Genomic DNA, 16,500 nt, shown 5'->3' with positions numbered 1-16,500 from the left:
ATGTGACGTCGGCAAATTTGACGACGCCACACCGTCACGCCATTAAAGGTGACTAAAGCCACCATCACCTTGCCAGTGAGCTAATTTCTGATACAGCGTATCCACGGCCTGTTTGACGATATCGGTCATGGGGAAGTAAAACGCTACCAATGTAGGTTGGATCCCCACGAACAACACTTCGGGGATATCTTCTTTTAGTTGGTCGATGAGAAAATTAAGTGGCAAATTATGAGTGCTCATGATGAACATTTCGGCAATCCGCTCAGGGTCAATAATTCGAATCTCCCCCGGCGGTAGCGCCATATCGGCGGCATCCACAATCACCAACCGTGTTGGCTGCAAAGCACGAATACGGTGAACCACATTTTCAGGGGCTGAACCACCATCAATCACTTGCCAGTGGGCTAATGGTTGCTGGGTCATGCGTTCAGCTAACAACGGGCCAGCGCCGTCATCACCCATCATGCTGTTGCCGACGGTTAATACCAGATTTGTGATTGCGCTCGGAGTGAGTGCTGCATCCTGAATAGTCATGGGCGGCGTTTCACCATTAAGTAAATTGCTGGTTCCTGCTCAATATCGTATAGGGTTTGCAGCAGTTGCTGACTCCATGACTGATGCAAGGTGTTGGCATCTTGTGCCAGCGGTGCAAAAGCGTGGGCCAGTAATTGGGTATGGGTGCTGTCGATGGTGATTTCACCAAACTTGAGCAACCCCGCCATTTTGCGGCGAGCTTCACCTTCAGGTAATTGGCTAAACCACTGTTCATACTCGTCCAATGGGCATTCCATCATCGTTTTTAGGCAGTCAATCACGCCGACATGATGGCCGATAGCCAGCGAGTAATACATCACTTGCTGCGCCTGCTCAGGCATATCGTCATCACTGTCGAGGAATTTCTGGTTCAGGACATAAAAAATAACTTTAACGGACATGAATATGTCCCCCTGCTAACTGCTCCTGTGCTATCTGCTGCAAGTGAGCGAATATCTCACTGAGTCGCGGGTCAGCCTGCTGATTGAGGTAAATCTGGCAGCGCTGATCCAACTCCTGCAAGGGCTGATTCACCAGTAGCGATAGGAAACTGTCGGTGATTTCTCTGCCATGACGGTAACCGGCCATGCGTCGGGCCTCGCGTTCAAGCAATACCCGCAAACTGAGAGGTGCATCAGGGTGAATCAGTGCCACGCGTTCATCGGCCGCTTCTTGATGATCCTCTCCTTTCAATTTCTGCTCCAACAAGCCTAATGCCACAGCAAAGCCATAAATAGTGGCTGCAGGGGTGGGTGGGCAACCGGGGATATAAACATCAATAGGCACAATGGTGTCGCTGCCGCCCCAGACACAATAGAGGTCGTGGAAGATACCGCCACCGCAGCCACAAGCACCATAAGAGACACAAATTTTGGGATCAGGGGCAGACTCATAGGCGCGCAGGGCCGGTGCACGCATGGCTCGGGTCACCGCACCTGTGAACAGCAAAATATCAGCGTGGCGTGGCGATGCGACGACCTTGATACCAAAGCGTTCTGTATCGAACAGTGGTGTAATAGCCGCGAAAATCTCGATTTCGCAACCATTACATCCCCCGCAGTCCACCCGATACACATAGGCCGAGCGCTTAATATCTTTCAGTAACTTGCCTTTTAACTGAGCGACGGCAGGGTCAAGGGCAATGGGCTGACTGACATGATGCCCCCAGCCCGGTTTTGATGAATGTGACTGGCTCATAGCTTGCTCCCTTCATCCCTGCGTGGGGTTGGTATTACTTTGTTATTCAAGGCAATATTATTTTTAAGTGCAATATTCTCATGACCAACAATATTCTGTTTACGTTTACACTCAGGGCAGGTTTCAAAATGAGGCCGCTGTAGCTCAACATCTTCAGCACTCATGCCTGAATGAATCAGCAGTGCCATGACGTAATCCACCTCTTTTTTCGGCGCAAAAGGTTTTTGGCACTGTTGGCAATGGGTGAGGGTAAAACTGGCACGCTGATATAAATCAGCTTTATTGAAAACTGCCAACTCAAACTCTTCTGACAACACTATGGCGCGGGTCGGGCAGACCTCTTCACAGCGCCCACAGAAAATGCAGCGGCCAAGGAATAACTGCCATTGGCGTGTGCCTTTGGCAGTGTCAGTTTCCATGGTCAGTGCATTGGCTGGGCACGCCATGGTACAGGCACCGCAGGCAATACATTGTTCAGCATCATATTGTGGTTTACCGCGAAAACCATGGCTAACGTCGAGTGGCTTAAACGGATATTTCACCGTGGTATCGCCGACTTTCAGGATGGTTTTAAACAGTTTAAACATTCTTCATCCCTCTATTTGAGCGGCGAATGGGTGCGCTCAATGCCATAACGCTCGATCTCTTTGTACGGTACGGTGACGGATTTTTGCTTATTCACATCCACCAACGTCACTCGGTCGGTACAGGAGTAACAGGGATCGAGGCTGCCGATAATCAATGGCGCATCGGAAACCGTATTACCGCGCAACATGTAACGCAGTACCGGCCAGTTAGCGTAAGTGGCCGCCCGGCAGCGCCAGCGGAACAGTTTTTGATTGTCGCCAGTCATACTCCAATGCACATCTTCACCCCGTGGGGCTTCTGAGAATCCGAGAGCAAACTTATACGGCTGATAGTGGACTTTTTCTTCCAGCAGAGGCCCTGCAGGCATATGGTTCAGCCCATATTCAATCATCACTAATGAGTCGAAGAATTCACGTACCCGCACCAGCAGACGAGAATGTACGTCACAGCCAGCAAGGCTAAATAGTTCTTTAGGAACATTGGCGTAATTGGCATAGGGGTGGTCATGGCGCATATCACGGGCATAGCCGCTGGCGCGGATCATCGGGCCGACAGGGCTGAAATCGCGGGCAATCTTGCGGTCCAGCATACCGACACCGACAGTACGTTGCTCGATATTGGCGGTACTCATCAGCATGTCTACCAGCTCACCGATATCCGCGCGCATTTCGGCCACCAATTGCAGTGTTTTCAGACGGTCCGCTTTCAGGATGTCACGGCGCACTCCGCCAATCAGGTTTAGACCGTAGGTTTTACGCGCCCCGGTGAGCATTTCGGCGATGGTCATGGCCTTCTCGCGTACTCGGAAAAACTGCATAAAACCGGTATCAAAACCGACAAAGTGGCAGGACAGACCAATATTGAGCAGGTGGCTATGCAGGCGCTCCACTTCTAGCAAAATGGTGCGAATCATCTGCGCCCGTGGTGGGACGATAATACCTAATGCATTTTCAATCGATGAGGTGTAGGCCACACTGTGGGTGAAGCCACAAATGCCGCAGATACGATCTGAAAGGAAAGTGACGTCGTTATAGCCCATACGGGTCTCCGCCAATTTTTCCATGCCGCGATGGACGTAAAACAGGCGGTAATCGGCATCGATAATATCTTCACCATCGACAAACAAGCGGAAGTGGCCCGGCTCATCGGAGGTAATATGCATCGGGCCGATGGGCACTACCCGGCTGCTGCTACCCGCTTCGTTTTCAAATTGATACGTTTCAGTGTCGCCAGTTGGGGTTGGGCGCTGACGATAATCCATGGTGTCTTTGCGCAATGGATAAAGGTCATCTGGCCAATCGTCGGGTAGGACTAAACGGCGCTCATCCGGCAAGCCAACAGGCTGAAGACCATACATATCTCGCACTTCGCGCTCGCCCCAAACTGCCGCCGGAACACGTGGTGTGACCGACGGAAATTCAGGCCGTTCTGGGCTGATGAGTGCTTTGACTATCACCCAACATTTATCGCCATACTGCTTGCCGGTATCAATGCCGTATTGTTCACGGCCTTCCATTGATAGCACATAGTAAATAGCAAAATAGCCATTCAAACTGCGTTCGTCATTGCCAAATAGAACTGACAGCCAGCCACCTTGCTGATAATAAAGGTGTTCAACCACCTCCGGCAGGCTATTAAGCTTGATGGTTATGGTCAGTTGATTATCGGTTTGCCACTCTTCATCAAGAATTACCGCCGGAAACTGTTCGCGCAGGCGAGCAACATAGGCGGCTCCCAGTTTTTCACCGCCGTGTGGCTGACTTGGAATAGTTGAAATAGGCGTTTCGTGAGTCACGTTACATCTCCTGACGGGTCGGGGTGAATGGCAGAGCGGTATGCGTTTCTGCGTCGGAATGGATAGATTGCGTTGGGGAAATATTTTGCGGAGATGACAAGAATTCCCACGGCAAAATAAAAGGCTGGCGCACTGGGGCGCGACTGTCGTCATGGAGGACAATTTGCGCCGCATCAGTCAGTAAGCGAGTCACTGGCGAGGGAATATGGACACCTAGCAGCAACATAAGCAGCAATAAAATAGCCATCGGGGCGGTAGTCAGAATGCCCAGCTCACCTTTACTGACGGCAGCGGGTGGCGTGCCTAGAACGGTGCTGGCAACCATGCGCACCAAACCTGCTAGCACCAGCGTTAGCAGCAATAGCAGCACGATCACTAGCCAAATATGCCCGGCTTTAATTGCGGCGGCCACCACCATAAACTCACTGATAAACACGTTAAAAGGTGGCATTCCCGCCAGCGCCAATGCACCACCGGCCAGCATGACTGCCGTGAGTGGGGCTACCCGGATAATGCCTTTAATTGCGCCCATATCCCGTGTGCCATATTTCAACAGCACGTTACCGGAGCCGCAGAACAGTAAAGTTTTCGCCAAACTGTGATTAAGGGTATGGAAAAGAGCGGCCAATACTCCCAGCGGCCCACCAATTCCGAGCGCCACGGCGATTAAACCCATGTTTTCGACACTGGAGTAGGCCAGTAAGCGCTTCATATCGCGCTGCGCCAGAATAAAGAATGCGGAGACGGCAACGGACATCATGCCAAATACCAACAACAGCATTTGCGGGAAATACGGCCCGATCGCGGCACTGATAATGATGTAATAGCGGATTATCACTAACAGCGCGCAATTCAATAATACGGCCGACAATAACGCGCTAGTGGGACTTGGCGCTTCGCTGTGGGCATCCGGTAGCCATGAATGCATTGGGAACAGGCCAGTTTTGGTGCCAAAACCAATCAGAATAAAGACAAAGGCCAGATGCATCAGGCTAGGATCCAGTTCTTTGGCGTGTTCAGCCACCACAGTCCAGAAAATGGCACTACCCGGATCCACCAGCACATTGGCGGCATTGGCATACACCAACACCGTGCCATATAGCCCGAAAGCCACACCAACAGTACAAATAATAATGTACTTCCAAGCCGCTTCCAGTGACGAGCGTTGACCATATAAACCGACCAAAAAGGCGGAGCTGAGGGTGGTGGCCTCGATGCCGACCCACATCAAAATCAGGTTATTACTGGTGACGACCAGTAACATGGTGAATAAAAATAGATGGAAAAAACCATAATAGTTACACAGCGTGCTAACGGTTATTTCACCATTATTCACTTCATGGCGCATGTAGCCGAGGGAATAGAGGCCGGTGATAAAGCCAATGACCCCGAGAATGGCGAGGAACAGGGCGCTGAGACTGTCGATATGCAGCCAGTGGTGGGCGGCCAGAATCTCCCCACCCAGCGCGACCCGACAGACTACCGTCAACGCCACTACCAGCAGTAAAGTGATACCGGTGAAATGCACCCAAGTGGTCGCCATTCGTGCCGCGCCCCCCAAGAACCGGCAAGCAAATGCCAACAGCGAGGCTATCAGAGGTATCATTAACAGTAACAACAGCAGGTCAGTATGACTCATTTCATTACCCCTTTAGCGCCGTCAGTTGTTTAACATCCAGCGTGTGCAATGTGCGGTAAATCTTGCGCGCCATTAGCGTCATCACCACCACTGCGAAAATGGCATCGGTAGCAATGCCAATCTCTACCAACTCTGGCGCGCGGAAGGCCAACAGCGCCAACATCAAGTGCGCACCATTTTCCATCAGGCAGTAGCCGAAAATGTTTTTTAGAATATTGCGCTGGGTGACGATACATAGCAGGCCAATCAGGAAATGCCCAAGCGAGACGGCTAATGCAGGCTTCAGTGCACTGACCATCGGCAACTGCACTGGCTCGACCACGAAGTAGCTCAGTAAGATAATGATGGCGGCAATAAAAATAAGGGAGGCGGTTCCAATGACACCGCCGTTGGCTTTCGGGTCTTCCATCTGACGAAATGCGCGATACATAATCCACGGCACCAGCACCACCTTGGTGATAAAGGCGGTTAACGACCACAGATACAGTTCATGAGCGTGCAGCGTTTCTGCCAATACCAAGAAAATCAGCACCAGTACCAACGACTGCAAGGCATAAAACAGCGCCGAAGTGGCAGGTTTCTTTACGAGGATGACCAGCAGAGAGGTAATTATCAGCAGCCCTGCAAGATTGTTGACGACCATCGTGTTGACAAAAAGTGTTCCGGTCATTTTTTACTCCCTTATCCGAGCCAAGCGACGGCAATAAAGCTTGAGCACACTGACATAATCACCAGTACGACCAGCACCCCCTGTATAGCCAATGGCAGGGGTTTAGCGCTGGCAACCTCTTCTGATGGTTTACCGGGCACGGTTTGTCCAAACCAGTACAGGAACCAGCCGAAGCTGGCGACTGACTCAATAAGTGCCAGCACCAGCAGTGGGATCAGCAGCCAATGTTCATGGGAAAGTGAAAAGCCAGCGGCAAAAATAGGGAATTTACTAAAGAAGCCGTTGAATGGTGGCACCCCGGTAATCGCCAGTGCTGCAACACAGAATCCCACACCTAAGAGCGGCATTTTCCCCATGATCCCTTTGAGTTTGGGCAACATGCGGGTACCGCAGCTGTAGCTCAGAGCGCCAGCGACCAAGAAGAACAGACTCTTGGCGAAGGCGTGGTTGAAGATGTAGGCAATGCCGCCATCGAAGGCCAGCTGTGACCCATAGATTGCTAAAGAGAGTGCGAAGAAAATGTAGGACAACTGAGTGATGGTGGAGTAGGCCAATAGCCGCTTCATGTCTTTTTGTGGCAGATACATAAAGAAACCATAAATCAGCGTGATAACGGCCATCACCATGCCCACAGTACCGATAATCTGTGGCACGTCACCGGCAGAATAAATGGCGCGAGCAAAGATATAGACGCCTACTTTCACCATCGACGCGGCATGTAGATAAGAGCTGACCGGTGTCGGTGCTTCCATTGCATCCGGCAACCAGATATGCAACGGCAACTGAGCTGATTTCCCCCAAGCGGCAAACAAAATGCCACCAAAGACGATGATTTTAGTGGTGTGATCCAGTTGTGCCAGTGCGGTGAGGGCGAAGGTGCCGGTATTGACCAGCAGCACCGCCGCGGCTAAGTACAGCCCGATGGCTGCTACATGGGTTACCAGCAAAGCTTTGAGTGCCGAACGTAGCGACTTCTGACTTTGGTAGTAGCCTATCAACCCCCACGAACAGCCACCGGTGATTTCGAAGAAGAATAACTGACCCAGCAGAGTGGAGGACAACACTAGCCCAGCCATTGCGCCGATGAAAACCAACAGTAATGCATAGTAGCGATTCGTGCCTTCATGTGGATGCTCGCGGTTACCCAGAGTGAGATAACCGGTGGAATAAATGCTAACCAGCAAGCCAAGGAACACCACGGCGAAAGCAATCAAGGTACTGATGCGGTCGACAGTCAAACCGAACAGCGCCATATCACCGTAATGAATCAGATCAAAAGTGATGTCTATCTTCCCGCCAGCTAAATAGATGTAGGCCAGCAACATTGTTCCGAGAGTGGCTAATAGCGCAAAGAAGATGCAAGACCATTTCGCCATTTTCTGCGGTAAACAGGCCGTCAGGATGGCACCTGCAAACGGGAGCAATAGAGTGGCAAGGGCTGTGTTTGCAAGGACAGTATTCATAAGAGCCATGTTCTCCATGATGGGGTTATTAGCTCCTTAAAGGCCAGTGAGATAGAAAACCAGAGATAAGGCAGCGACGCCAAACCCCAGCCAAGTGACACGGGAGGTCAACAGGAAGCGCCCGCGGGCGATACTGTTTTCCACCAAGGAGGCGAGGACAAATATCACCAGTAACTTGATAACACCGGCTACCAGCGCCCATAACAGACCCGGCCCACTGAGCACGGCCAGTTTGCCAAAGGGGATAAACACACCAAGGAACAGTTGCGCCACCACCACCTGTTTTAGACTGATGCCCCATTTGACCAACCCCAGTGATGCGCCGGAATACTCAGTTAATGGTCCTTCTTGTAACTCTTGTTCTGCTTCGGCGACATCAAACGGGATTTTGCCCATCTCGATAAAAACGGCGAAACCGCAGGCGAGCAACGCCAAAGCCGTGGCCGTCGGTGATTGCCAGTGCCCTTGAGACAGCACGGTGCTGATGGTGCCGATATTGGTGGACCCTGCAATCAGCCCGACGACCAGCAGTGACAGAATTAATGTGGGTTCGACCAGTACGCCAAGAGTCAATTCTCGGCTGGCACCGATACCGGCGAAAATACTGCCGCTATCCAAACCTGCCAGAGAGAAAAAGAAACGGAACAGTGCGAAGAGATAGAGCAGAGCGATGAGGTCACCGGCCACGCCAAAGGGGGAGGCCAACGTGAAGACTGGCAGTGCCATGGCAATCAACAACATGCTGCCCAGCAACACATAGGGCATGAGGCGGAAGATAACGCCAGCATTAGCTGGGGCCACATCTTGCCGTTTCAGCAGTTTGGCTAGGTCACGATACTCTTGCAAAATGCCCGGCCCACGACGGGAGTGCATTCTGGCCTTCACCATGCGCGAGACGCCCGACATCAATGGCGCGAGCGCCAGCATGATCAGCGCCTGCCCGATGGCAAAGGCAATCATAGAGACCGCAGGCATATCAGTAGTTGGCATTGCTTGTCTCCTTAAAGAGCCGCAACGATCAGCAGGATTACCAATGCGGCAACCACATACAGACAGTAGAGGCGGAAATCACCCTGTTGCAGCCATTGAATTCGTTGACTGAGCCATTGGATCAGGCGGATAAGTGGGGCCACAATTTTGTCGTCCCATACGGGTTCCACCCGGCCTGCGCTGCGCACTGAACTCTCCAGTACGCGCTGCATTATTGGTGCGGGATCCAGTGTTTTGCGAATACGGTATAGTGGGGCAAACATCGCCCGCAATGGCTGGGTAAAGCCGCCAGCAGAAACTGTCATGGCCTGCTCGTATGCGTAACCACAGGCCCAAGGGTCTCCGCCATGACGAAATGCCAGACGGCTACCTCTGTAGAGGCTGACAACCAGCAAAATCACCAGTGGCAAGATGAGTAAACCGCAGAAAATATAGAGGGTGGACAGCATCGCCTGAGAACTGTGTTGCGGGAACAAGAGCGCGCCTTGTGCCACCTGAAGGTGAGGCATCGGTTGAGTGGTTATCAGGCTGGAGGCGATACGGGCGATGACGGGAGCGACATGACTGGCCCCTATTCCTAATGCTAGACAGAGCAGCGCCAACAACAGCATGGCAGAGGTCATTGGCCAAGGAACTTCCCGTGCAAGGGCGGTTTTTTCTGTGCGCGGTAGGCCGCAGAAGCTGAGGCCGTAAACCTTAACAAAGCACATCGCGGCCAGCGCACCGGTGATTGCCAGCATCACAATAGCAATCGGCCCGGCGAGGCGAATAATGAAGCCGCCATCTTGGGTCATGGTAAACAGTGATTGATAGGTAAACCATTCACTGACAAAACCATTGAATGGCGGCAGGGCTGAAATTGCCATACATCCCACCAGAAAAGCCAGCGCGGTGTAAGGCATCATTCTGGCTAATCCCCCCATCTTCTCCATATCTTTGGTATGGATGCGGTAAATAACGGCACCGGCCCCCAAGAAAAGTAGCCCCTTGAACACGGCGTGGTTCAGCAGATGATAGAGCGCGCCAAGCAGGCCAAGAGCAGCTAGCACCGGCTGGTGGCTGGCGATACCTATCATGCCAACACCGACACCCATCAGAATAATGCCAATATTTTCAACAGTATGATAAGCCAGTAGGCGTTTGATATCGTGTTCGGCCAGCGCATATAACACCCCCAGTACAGAGGACACCGCACCAAAGCCCAGTACCATTACCCCCCACCACAATTGGCTGGCGCCGAGTAAATCAATGCCTACTTTGATAATGCCGAAAATACCGATTTTAACCATGACACCAGACATCAGGGCAGAAGCATGCGATGGGGCCGCTGGGTGAGCGCGGGGTAGCCAGCCGTGGAGTGGTAGCATCCCGGCTTTGGCACCAAAACCAAAAAAGGCTAATAAAAATATAATTGAGGCCATGATTGGCTGCGGATTAGCCTGCCGGAAGGCATCAAATTCTAAACTGCCGCTTTGGCGATACAGCAAGAAGAAAGCAATCATAATCAGCACTGAACCGGCATGGGCAATCAGGAAGTAAAGCAAGCCAGCACTGATGGCATCATCGTCCTGATCGGAAATCACCAGGAAGTAAGAGGCCAGCGACATCATTTCGAAGAAAATAATAAAGTAGAACGCGTTGTCCACTACCACTAGTGCCACCATCGAGGCGATGAATAGGTTCATAAATACGCCCATCCCCCATGCCCCACGCCCTTTGTATTCCTGCACATAAGCCAGTGAATATAGGGAGGTTATGACCACTAACAGTGAAATGACCATCAACATAAATGCCGCCAATGGGTCAAGACGCAAACTGAATGCCGCGAACGGGAATGGCCCCGCCGTGGCAAAAGTGACAACGTCGCCACCAAGCAGTGTTGGGGCGGCGGCGAGCAGACCGGCAGCGCCACCTAATAATGAGGCCAATCCGGCGGCATAGATTGCCAACGTTTCGCGGCGTGCCAGCAGTAGGGAGAACAGTGCGCCAGCCAGATAGAGCAGTAAGGAGAGCCACAATAGCTCCAGAGAGTTCATCATCTTTTCTGCTCCTCGTGAGAGAGGGGGGCTGAAGTGTCTACGGCCATAAAGGGCAGGTCATTGGCAAACCCACCGGCGGCTGCCAGACGTTTAGCGCGATTCGCTTGTTCTATGCTGTGCTCATCAACCAGCATTAAGGCATTGGTTGGACAGACCCGCACACACTCCGGCCCTTGAGGTAGGAAGCTGCATAAATCACATTTCACCGCGACAATTCGCACGCCGGCATTCCAGACAAGAAATGGGTTCATATTGGCCGGGCTGAAAGGAACATCGGACAATTCAGTCATGGGAATAGAGTCAGGGAAGGTTTCTGGCACAGACAATGGTTTGCTGCCTGCAGGAGTAATCGCACCAAACGGGCAGGCAAGCCCGCAGAGCTTGCAGCCGATACAGGTAGTTTCATTCAATTCGACGGCATTATTCGTAAGGGTAATTGCATTGACCGGACAAACCCGCGCGCACCATGCATCCTCGCAGTGGCGACAGAGAATGGGGGAGGTCACCGTGGCATTACGCATGACGGTCAATCTGGGGTGTTGTTGTAAACCCTTGGCTTTATGCACTTGGCTGCATGCAGCCATACAGGTATTGCATCCAATACAAAGCCTCGACTCCGCAATAACAAAGCGGTTCATAGCCATACCCTCCGGGACAAAAAACTGGTGACAGTCAGGCCAATAGAAATCATTTCTCAGCTCCAAAGCATATTCTGTGCCAGTACGGCATGCGCGGAGGTAAAAGAGTCATGAAGCCCCACCCGCTGTGCGTTAGGAGTGTGGTAGATAACGCGTTGAAATTTAAAAGGCAGTAAAAACAGTGTGATTGCTGTGGCTATGTGTCGACATTAGTGACGAAACGACTGTTTAGTGATGACACTTCGACAGTGACGGTTTATCAGGTGAGTAGACTGTAAAATAAAGTTGGTTAATAACGTTATTTATCAATTAATTAAATTGAATTTCAGACAGGTAAAAACCACTGTATTGCTGGCATCTTCTTTGCATTACTTTTGCGAGGGATATCAACACAGGAAGCACAGTCATGCATGAGATTACCTTGTGCCAAAACGCGATTACCATGATGGAGCAGCAAGCCAGACTGCACGGTGCGCAGAAGATAACTGGGGTTTGGCTAGAAACCGGGGCATTTTCTTGTGTCGAGCCGCAAGCATTAGCATTCTGTTTTGAATTGGTTTGCCGAGGCACTTTGGCGGAAGGTTGTGTTTTGCATTTGAGCCAACAGCCGTCACAGGTGTGGTGCCATGACTGCCAACAGCATGTCAACTTACTCAGCAGTAAAGTGACACGTTGCCCATTGTGTGCCGGAAGTCATTTACAGATAGGAGCGGCAGATGACGGCGTGATGATCAAGCGGCTGGAGGTGGAATGAATTTATTTTTTGTGCTGATAAAACCCAGCACCGATTGGGTGGGAGTCGAACTATGTGTATAGGCATTCCAGGGCAAATTGTCGCATTGGACGATGCTCAACTGGGGACTGCATGGGTGGATGTTTGTGGTGTGCGCCGTTCAGTGAACATTATGCTGGTGGCGGCGGATGAGCAGGCCAGCTTGGCATTAATTGGCCATTGGGTCTTGGTGCATGTGGGGTTTGCTATGAGCCGTTTGGATGAAGATGAGGCGCTGGAAACATTGCAACTCTTGCAGGAGATGGGGGAGGTTGAGAATGATGTGCGGGCGTTTTTGGGGCAACGGGAAAGTCACTAATATTCCCGATGCACCCTAATGACAAAACTAAAGTTACTGACTTTTTTGTTTTTCTTCTGTCAGCCGGTGTTCCAACTCGACAAGCTGTTCTGGTGAGACGGCCGGGTAACCTTGTGCGTCATCGGGGATGACGTGAACAGCTGGAATTGGGATCAATGGCCCCAAAAAGCGAGGTTCACGTTTCAGAATATAGAGATCAGACAGTGCACCGAGGCGGGCAAAAATCTCACGAACCCGGACATTGAGCATATCTTTCGGTGAAGGCACGGCAAAACACTGTGCCTGAATCCCCATATGCAAGGCAATAAACAGTGCTCGTTCGCAATGGAAACGCTGAGTAATGATAATAAAATCATTAGTATCAAAAACTTTTCGGGTACGTACTATGGAGTCCAGAGTACGAAAACCAGCGTAATCCAACACAATGTCAGCCGGTGCCACACCTGCGGCAATCAAATCACGGCGCATGGTCATCGGCTCATTATAGCTTTGTAGCGCATTGTCGCCACTGAGCAATAAGTAGCTGACTTTGCCACTGTTATAGGCGTTTATTGCCCCTTGGATGCGGTATTGATAAAACTGATTAATACCGCCAGTACGGTAATATTTGGCGGTTCCCAACACAACGCCAACCTGCCGATGGGGTAAATCTTGTAGTTCATCATAGATAAAAGGAGCCGTTTTCCAGCTAATCCAGCGATCGAGCGCAATAGCAGTCACCATCAGCAATCCTGCGATGGTAATTAGGCTAATTATCAGGCGTTTCCACATTCTCAGGCCTTCGATGCGTTCAATTCACAGTAATATTTGCAAGGCTACTGTACCTGTCGTTGCCACGCAAGCCATTCTACCCTTCGTCCTTGACGCCACAACGGTGTTCGCTGCGCTCACTTACCCGAATCACTTACTGATGTAAGCTCATCGGGATAAGTGCGCTGGCTGCCTTGTTGTAACGTCAATGACTTTAAGGCATTTCTATTGTTCTATTACTGTTTGAGATATTCACGAATAGATTAACCGGCCCGTATTTATGTACAGGCCGGTTAATATTTAGAACGAAGTGCGTTTATAGCTGCGGTATTGTGGTTGCCAGTAGTTATGGTCAATGGCTTTTTTCAATGCTTCTTCAGAAGTCACGATGGCGACACCTTGCAACTGTGCTGCTTTCCCTACTTGCATCGCAATACTCATGGAGACGGTTCGAATATCATCAATATTTGGCAGCAATGCCCCTTCACCGTGAAGTGCTAGTGGTGAACAATCGGCCAATGCCCGGCTGGCGGCCATTAACATGCCATCGGTAACGCGCTTGGCTCCTGATGCCAGTACACCCAAACCAATACCGGGGAAAATATACGAGTTATTACATTGCGCAATCGGGTACAACTTGTCTTTATAGCTGACCGGTGAGAATGGACTACCGGTGGCGACCAGTGCAGCTCCCTCGGTCCAGTTAATAATATCTTCCGGCCGCGCCTCTACTCGTGATGTTGGATTAGACAATGGCATGACAATCGGGCGAGCACAGTGTTTGTGCATTTCACGAATGAGTTCTTCGGTAAACAGCCCCGGTTGACCAGAAACACCGATTAGGACGGTTGGCTTGGCATTACGGACTACATCCAACAGGGAAATCGCATCACTGTTCGAGTCCCAACTTTGTAACGCTTCACTTTTTTGTACTAGCTTGCTTTGGAAGTCGAGCAAATTAGGTAATTTGTCGGTTAACAGGCCGAAGCGGTCGACCATAAAGACACGTGCACGTGCTTGCTCTTCACTCAGCCCTTCTGAAATCATTTGGGCGATGATCTGTTCAGCAATACCACAGCCGGCGGATCCTGCACCGAGGAAAGTGACAGTTTGGTCGCGCAACTGACTCCCAGCAGCACGGCTGGCAGCAATTAGGCTACCGAGTGTGACCGCGGCTGTTCCTTGAATATCATCATTGAAACAGCACAGTTCATCGCGGTAGCGGTTCAGCAGTGGGGTTGCATTGTTCTGGGCAAAGTCTTCAAACTGCAACAACACATTCGGCCAGCGACGTTTTACAGCCTGAATGAACTCATCGACAAATGCATAATATTCATCACCGGAGATACGCGGATGGCGCCAGCCCATATACAGTGGGTCATTCAGGCGTTGCGGGTTATTGGTGCCGACATCCAATACCACTGGCAAAGTATAAGCCGGACTGATACCTCCACATGCGGTATAAAGTGACAATTTACCAATAGGAATGCCCATTCCGCCGATACCTTGGTCGCCAAGGCCGAGAATACGTTCACCATCAGTAACAACGATGACTTTCACGTTCTGCTTAGTGGCATTTTGTAGCATGTCATCAATGTGTTCACGGTTCGGATAAGAGATAAATAACCCACGCGCACGGCGATAAATATCAGAGAAATGTTCGCAGGCTTCACCCACTGTTGGCGTATAAATAATCGGCATCATCTCACTAAGATGGGCTTCTAGCAGGCGATAAAACAGTGTCTCATTGGTATCTTGAATATTACGCAGATAGATATGTTTATCGTCGTCGTTTTTGAAATCCTGATACTGTCGGTAAGCTCGATTAACCTGTTCTTCAATGGTTTCAACCGCTTCGGGCAATAAACCATGTAAATTGAAGTGGCTACGCTCTTCATTAGTAAAGGCGCTACCTTTGTTCAACAGAGGGAATTCTAATAGGATGGGGCCAGCGTAGGGGATGTACAAAGGGCGCTTACTTTCGTATTCAAGTTCCATGAATTTTACTCTTATAACGTTATCAAATCGTTGCCCTGATCCTAAAAGATAAGAAAAATATGTACAGCTTTTGTTAGTTAAATATGTCGGTTAGCGGCAAAAGTGTGAGGCAGGGTGATAATCGGGGTGAGTGATGTCACCCCGGTTTTGCTGTTATTCCATTAAAATGTTACGCGTTTGACATCTGTGCAGCCCAATGCGGCCAAGGTTGCCTGGGTGGCACCCCACTGAGTGAGCATGGGTTTACTGCTTTCAACCAGTACTGCGCGGCGCAGCGCACCGCAATCTTTGCCAGAAAGATTGGCGAGAATTAATGCCGCTTGCAGCGGGGGGAGGCTTGGGTTAAATGCGGCATTTTCGGCATAGCGACCAGCATAAATTGTACCGTCAGCCGCTTCAACGGCAACGCCGCTGTGAGAAAGGCTGTAAGGGGCATGACTGTGATTTGCACCCTCAAGAGCGGCTTGTGTCAGAGCATCGGCCTGGGCCACTTTGTAGCCGTGATGAACGGGGTCCATCAACAGGGTGGTGATAGCCAAATCTTTCGGACCGAAAGCATCGGGTAAATATTGCCCCAGTGTTGAAGTTGGGCGGCCGGGTAGATGAATATCCAGTCCAGTTCCGCTATTTAACTCATTCATAAACTGGCGGCAATGGCCGCAGGGAGTGTAATTGACGGTAATAGAGAGCAGACGAGTTTCACCACGTAGCCAGGCATGTGTTACGGCACACTGTTCGGCGTGGATGGTCTGTTGTAGCGGCGCACCGCCAAATTCCATATTGGCACCGAAGTAGAGGTTGCCACTGATACCGCGAGTGATGGCCCCGACCATGAAATGGGATACGGGTGTCAATGCACAAGCGGCAGCCAGAGGTAGCAACGCAAATGCCAGCGCATCGTCATCTAACCCACTGATGCTTTTCACTGTTTTCACTTGTTCTGCTGTCAGCATGGCAGGGAAATCGTTTGCGCTTAAAATCGGCTCAAGTGCGGTTTGCAGTGAAGTGGGAAGATCTGCCCAAGGGGCTTGAAAACGTGCTTGCATAAGGTTTTCTCCAATAGTAACGGGAAACTATTTTAGGCAGCTTGAGGCTTTCTTGGTGTGAT

The 16,500-nt window shown here is 50.9% G+C and carries 16 protein-coding genes; 2 read left to right on the top strand and 14 right to left on the bottom strand.

Annotated features, from left to right (window positions below):
• Nucleotides 1-42: 42 nt before the first annotated feature.
• The 11 genes from hycI to ACIOG0_RS14640 form a co-directional block, all read right to left on the bottom strand.
• A complete protein-coding gene (gene hycI / locus ACIOG0_RS14690; RefSeq protein WP_174846862.1) occupies nucleotides 43-465 on the bottom strand; it encodes a hydrogenase maturation peptidase HycI in 423 nt (140 codons plus the stop codon).
• A 65-nt stretch (nucleotides 466-530) separates the two neighbouring features.
• Nucleotides 531-935: a formate hydrogenlyase maturation HycH family protein gene (locus tag ACIOG0_RS14685; RefSeq protein WP_050098685.1), complete on the bottom strand. Its 405-nt coding sequence runs from the start codon at nucleotides 933-935 to the stop codon at nucleotides 531-533.
• A complete protein-coding gene (locus tag ACIOG0_RS14680; protein ID WP_050098684.1) occupies nucleotides 925-1,731 on the bottom strand; it encodes an NADH-quinone oxidoreductase subunit B family protein in 807 nt (268 codons plus the stop codon). Before ACIOG0_RS14680 ends, ACIOG0_RS14685 begins: the two co-directional genes overlap by 11 nt.
• Nucleotides 1,728-2,318 carry a hydrogenase 4 subunit H gene (gene hyfH / locus ACIOG0_RS14675; RefSeq protein WP_050098683.1) on the bottom strand — a complete coding sequence of 197 codons (591 nt, stop codon included), beginning with the start codon at nucleotides 2,316-2,318 and terminating at the stop codon, nucleotides 1,728-1,730. Before hyfH ends, ACIOG0_RS14680 begins: the two co-directional genes overlap by 4 nt.
• 11 nt (nucleotides 2,319-2,329) lie before the next feature.
• Nucleotides 2,330-4,114 (bottom strand): NADH-quinone oxidoreductase subunit C, encoded by a 1,785-nt coding sequence (locus tag ACIOG0_RS14670; RefSeq protein ID WP_128451098.1) that lies wholly within the window; start codon nucleotides 4,112-4,114, stop codon nucleotides 2,330-2,332.
• Nucleotide 4,115: 1 nt separating this feature from the next.
• Entirely contained in the window at nucleotides 4,116-5,753 is a 1,638-nt protein-coding gene (locus tag ACIOG0_RS14665) for a hydrogenase 4 subunit F (RefSeq protein ID WP_050098681.1), read from the bottom strand.
• 4 nt (nucleotides 5,754-5,757) lie between these two features.
• Nucleotides 5,758-6,423 (bottom strand): hydrogenase 4 membrane subunit, encoded by a 666-nt coding sequence (gene hyfE / locus ACIOG0_RS14660; protein ID WP_050098679.1) that lies wholly within the window; start codon nucleotides 6,421-6,423, stop codon nucleotides 5,758-5,760.
• Nucleotides 6,424-6,434: 11 nt separating this feature from the next.
• Complete coding sequence (locus ACIOG0_RS14655) at nucleotides 6,435-7,904, bottom strand: hydrogenase 4 subunit D (RefSeq protein WP_128451097.1); 1,470 nt, start codon at nucleotides 7,902-7,904, stop codon at nucleotides 6,435-6,437.
• Between the two features lie 18 nt (nucleotides 7,905-7,922).
• Nucleotides 7,923-8,876 (bottom strand): respiratory chain complex I subunit 1 family protein, encoded by a 954-nt coding sequence (locus tag ACIOG0_RS14650; RefSeq protein ID WP_050140980.1) that lies wholly within the window; start codon nucleotides 8,874-8,876, stop codon nucleotides 7,923-7,925.
• A gap of 11 nt (nucleotides 8,877-8,887) precedes the next feature.
• Nucleotides 8,888-10,915: a hydrogenase 4 subunit B gene (gene hyfB / locus ACIOG0_RS14645; RefSeq protein WP_074007019.1), complete on the bottom strand. Its 2,028-nt coding sequence runs from the start codon at nucleotides 10,913-10,915 to the stop codon at nucleotides 8,888-8,890.
• Entirely contained in the window at nucleotides 10,912-11,553 is a 642-nt protein-coding gene (locus ACIOG0_RS14640) for a 4Fe-4S dicluster domain-containing protein (RefSeq protein WP_128451096.1), read from the bottom strand. The genes hyfB and ACIOG0_RS14640 overlap by 4 nt, the downstream gene beginning before the upstream one ends.
• A gap of 406 nt (nucleotides 11,554-11,959) precedes the next feature.
• Between ACIOG0_RS14640 and hypA the strand changes: the two genes are divergently transcribed.
• Together hypA and ACIOG0_RS14630 are read left to right on the top strand one after the other, a co-directional pair.
• Nucleotides 11,960-12,307, top strand: a complete 348-nt coding sequence (gene hypA, locus ACIOG0_RS14635; RefSeq protein ID WP_050098667.1) for a hydrogenase maturation nickel metallochaperone HypA — start codon at nucleotides 11,960-11,962, stop codon at nucleotides 12,305-12,307.
• A 52-nt stretch (nucleotides 12,308-12,359) separates the two neighbouring features.
• A complete protein-coding gene (locus tag ACIOG0_RS14630; protein WP_050098663.1) occupies nucleotides 12,360-12,644 on the top strand; it encodes a HypC/HybG/HupF family hydrogenase formation chaperone in 285 nt (94 codons plus the stop codon).
• A 33-nt stretch (nucleotides 12,645-12,677) separates the two neighbouring features.
• Here ACIOG0_RS14630 and sanA read toward each other — a convergent pair whose 3' ends face one another.
• The 3 genes from sanA to cdd all read right to left on the bottom strand — a co-directional run bounded on the left by sanA (nucleotide 12,678) and on the right by cdd (nucleotide 16,438).
• Entirely contained in the window at nucleotides 12,678-13,415 is a 738-nt protein-coding gene (sanA, locus tag ACIOG0_RS14625) for an outer membrane permeability protein SanA (RefSeq protein ID WP_050098659.1), read from the bottom strand.
• 279 nt (nucleotides 13,416-13,694) lie between these two features.
• Nucleotides 13,695-15,392, bottom strand: a complete 1,698-nt coding sequence (locus tag ACIOG0_RS14620) for an NAD-dependent malic enzyme (protein WP_050098610.1) — start codon at nucleotides 15,390-15,392, stop codon at nucleotides 13,695-13,697.
• Nucleotides 15,393-15,553: 161 nt separating this feature from the next.
• A complete protein-coding gene (gene cdd / locus ACIOG0_RS14615) occupies nucleotides 15,554-16,438 on the bottom strand; it encodes a cytidine deaminase (protein WP_050098606.1) in 885 nt (294 codons plus the stop codon).
• Between the last annotated feature and the right edge of the window lie 62 nt (nucleotides 16,439-16,500).

It is taken from the genome of Yersinia vastinensis (genome assembly GCF_044905075.1).
In the GTDB taxonomy this organism is placed as follows: domain Bacteria; phylum Pseudomonadota; class Gammaproteobacteria; order Enterobacterales; family Enterobacteriaceae; genus Yersinia; species Yersinia vastinensis.
Note: the sequence above shows the minus strand (reverse complement) of the source record. Positions and strands in the feature narration are given on the sequence as shown.

Bases quoted from the DNA above. Each gene is read 5' to 3' on its own strand.
- hycI (WP_174846862.1), bottom strand. From the start codon at position 465: ATGATGGGTGATGACGGCGCTGGCCCGTTGTTAGCTGAACGCATGACC.
- ACIOG0_RS14685 (WP_050098685.1), bottom strand. From the start codon at position 935: ATGTCCGTTAAAGTTATTTTTTATGTCCTGAACCAGAAATTCCTCGAC.
- ACIOG0_RS14680 (WP_050098684.1), bottom strand. From the start codon at position 1,731: ATGAGCCAGTCACATTCATCAAAACCGGGCTGGGGGCATCATGTCAGT.
- hyfH (WP_050098683.1), bottom strand. From the start codon at position 2,318: ATGTTTAAACTGTTTAAAACCATCCTGAAAGTCGGCGATACCACGGTG.
- ACIOG0_RS14665 (WP_050098681.1), bottom strand. From the start codon at position 5,753: ATGAGTCATACTGACCTGCTGTTGTTACTGTTAATGATACCTCTGATA.
- hyfE (WP_050098679.1), bottom strand. From the start codon at position 6,423: ATGACCGGAACACTTTTTGTCAACACGATGGTCGTCAACAATCTTGCA.
- ACIOG0_RS14655 (WP_128451097.1), bottom strand. From the start codon at position 7,904: ATGGAGAACATGGCTCTTATGAATACTGTCCTTGCAAACACAGCCCTT.
- ACIOG0_RS14650 (WP_050140980.1), bottom strand. From the start codon at position 8,876: ATGCCAACTACTGATATGCCTGCGGTCTCTATGATTGCCTTTGCCATC.
- hyfB (WP_074007019.1), bottom strand. From the start codon at position 10,915: ATGATGAACTCTCTGGAGCTATTGTGGCTCTCCTTACTGCTCTATCTG.
- ACIOG0_RS14640 (WP_128451096.1), bottom strand. From the start codon at position 11,553: ATGAACCGCTTTGTTATTGCGGAGTCGAGGCTTTGTATTGGATGCAAT.
- hypA (WP_050098667.1), top strand. From the start codon at position 11,960: ATGCATGAGATTACCTTGTGCCAAAACGCGATTACCATGATGGAGCAG.
- ACIOG0_RS14630 (WP_050098663.1), top strand. From the start codon at position 12,360: ATGTGTATAGGCATTCCAGGGCAAATTGTCGCATTGGACGATGCTCAA.
- sanA (WP_050098659.1), bottom strand. From the start codon at position 13,415: ATGTGGAAACGCCTGATAATTAGCCTAATTACCATCGCAGGATTGCTG.
- ACIOG0_RS14620 (WP_050098610.1), bottom strand. From the start codon at position 15,392: ATGGAACTTGAATACGAAAGTAAGCGCCCTTTGTACATCCCCTACGCT.
- cdd (WP_050098606.1), bottom strand. From the start codon at position 16,438: ATGCAAGCACGTTTTCAAGCCCCTTGGGCAGATCTTCCCACTTCACTG.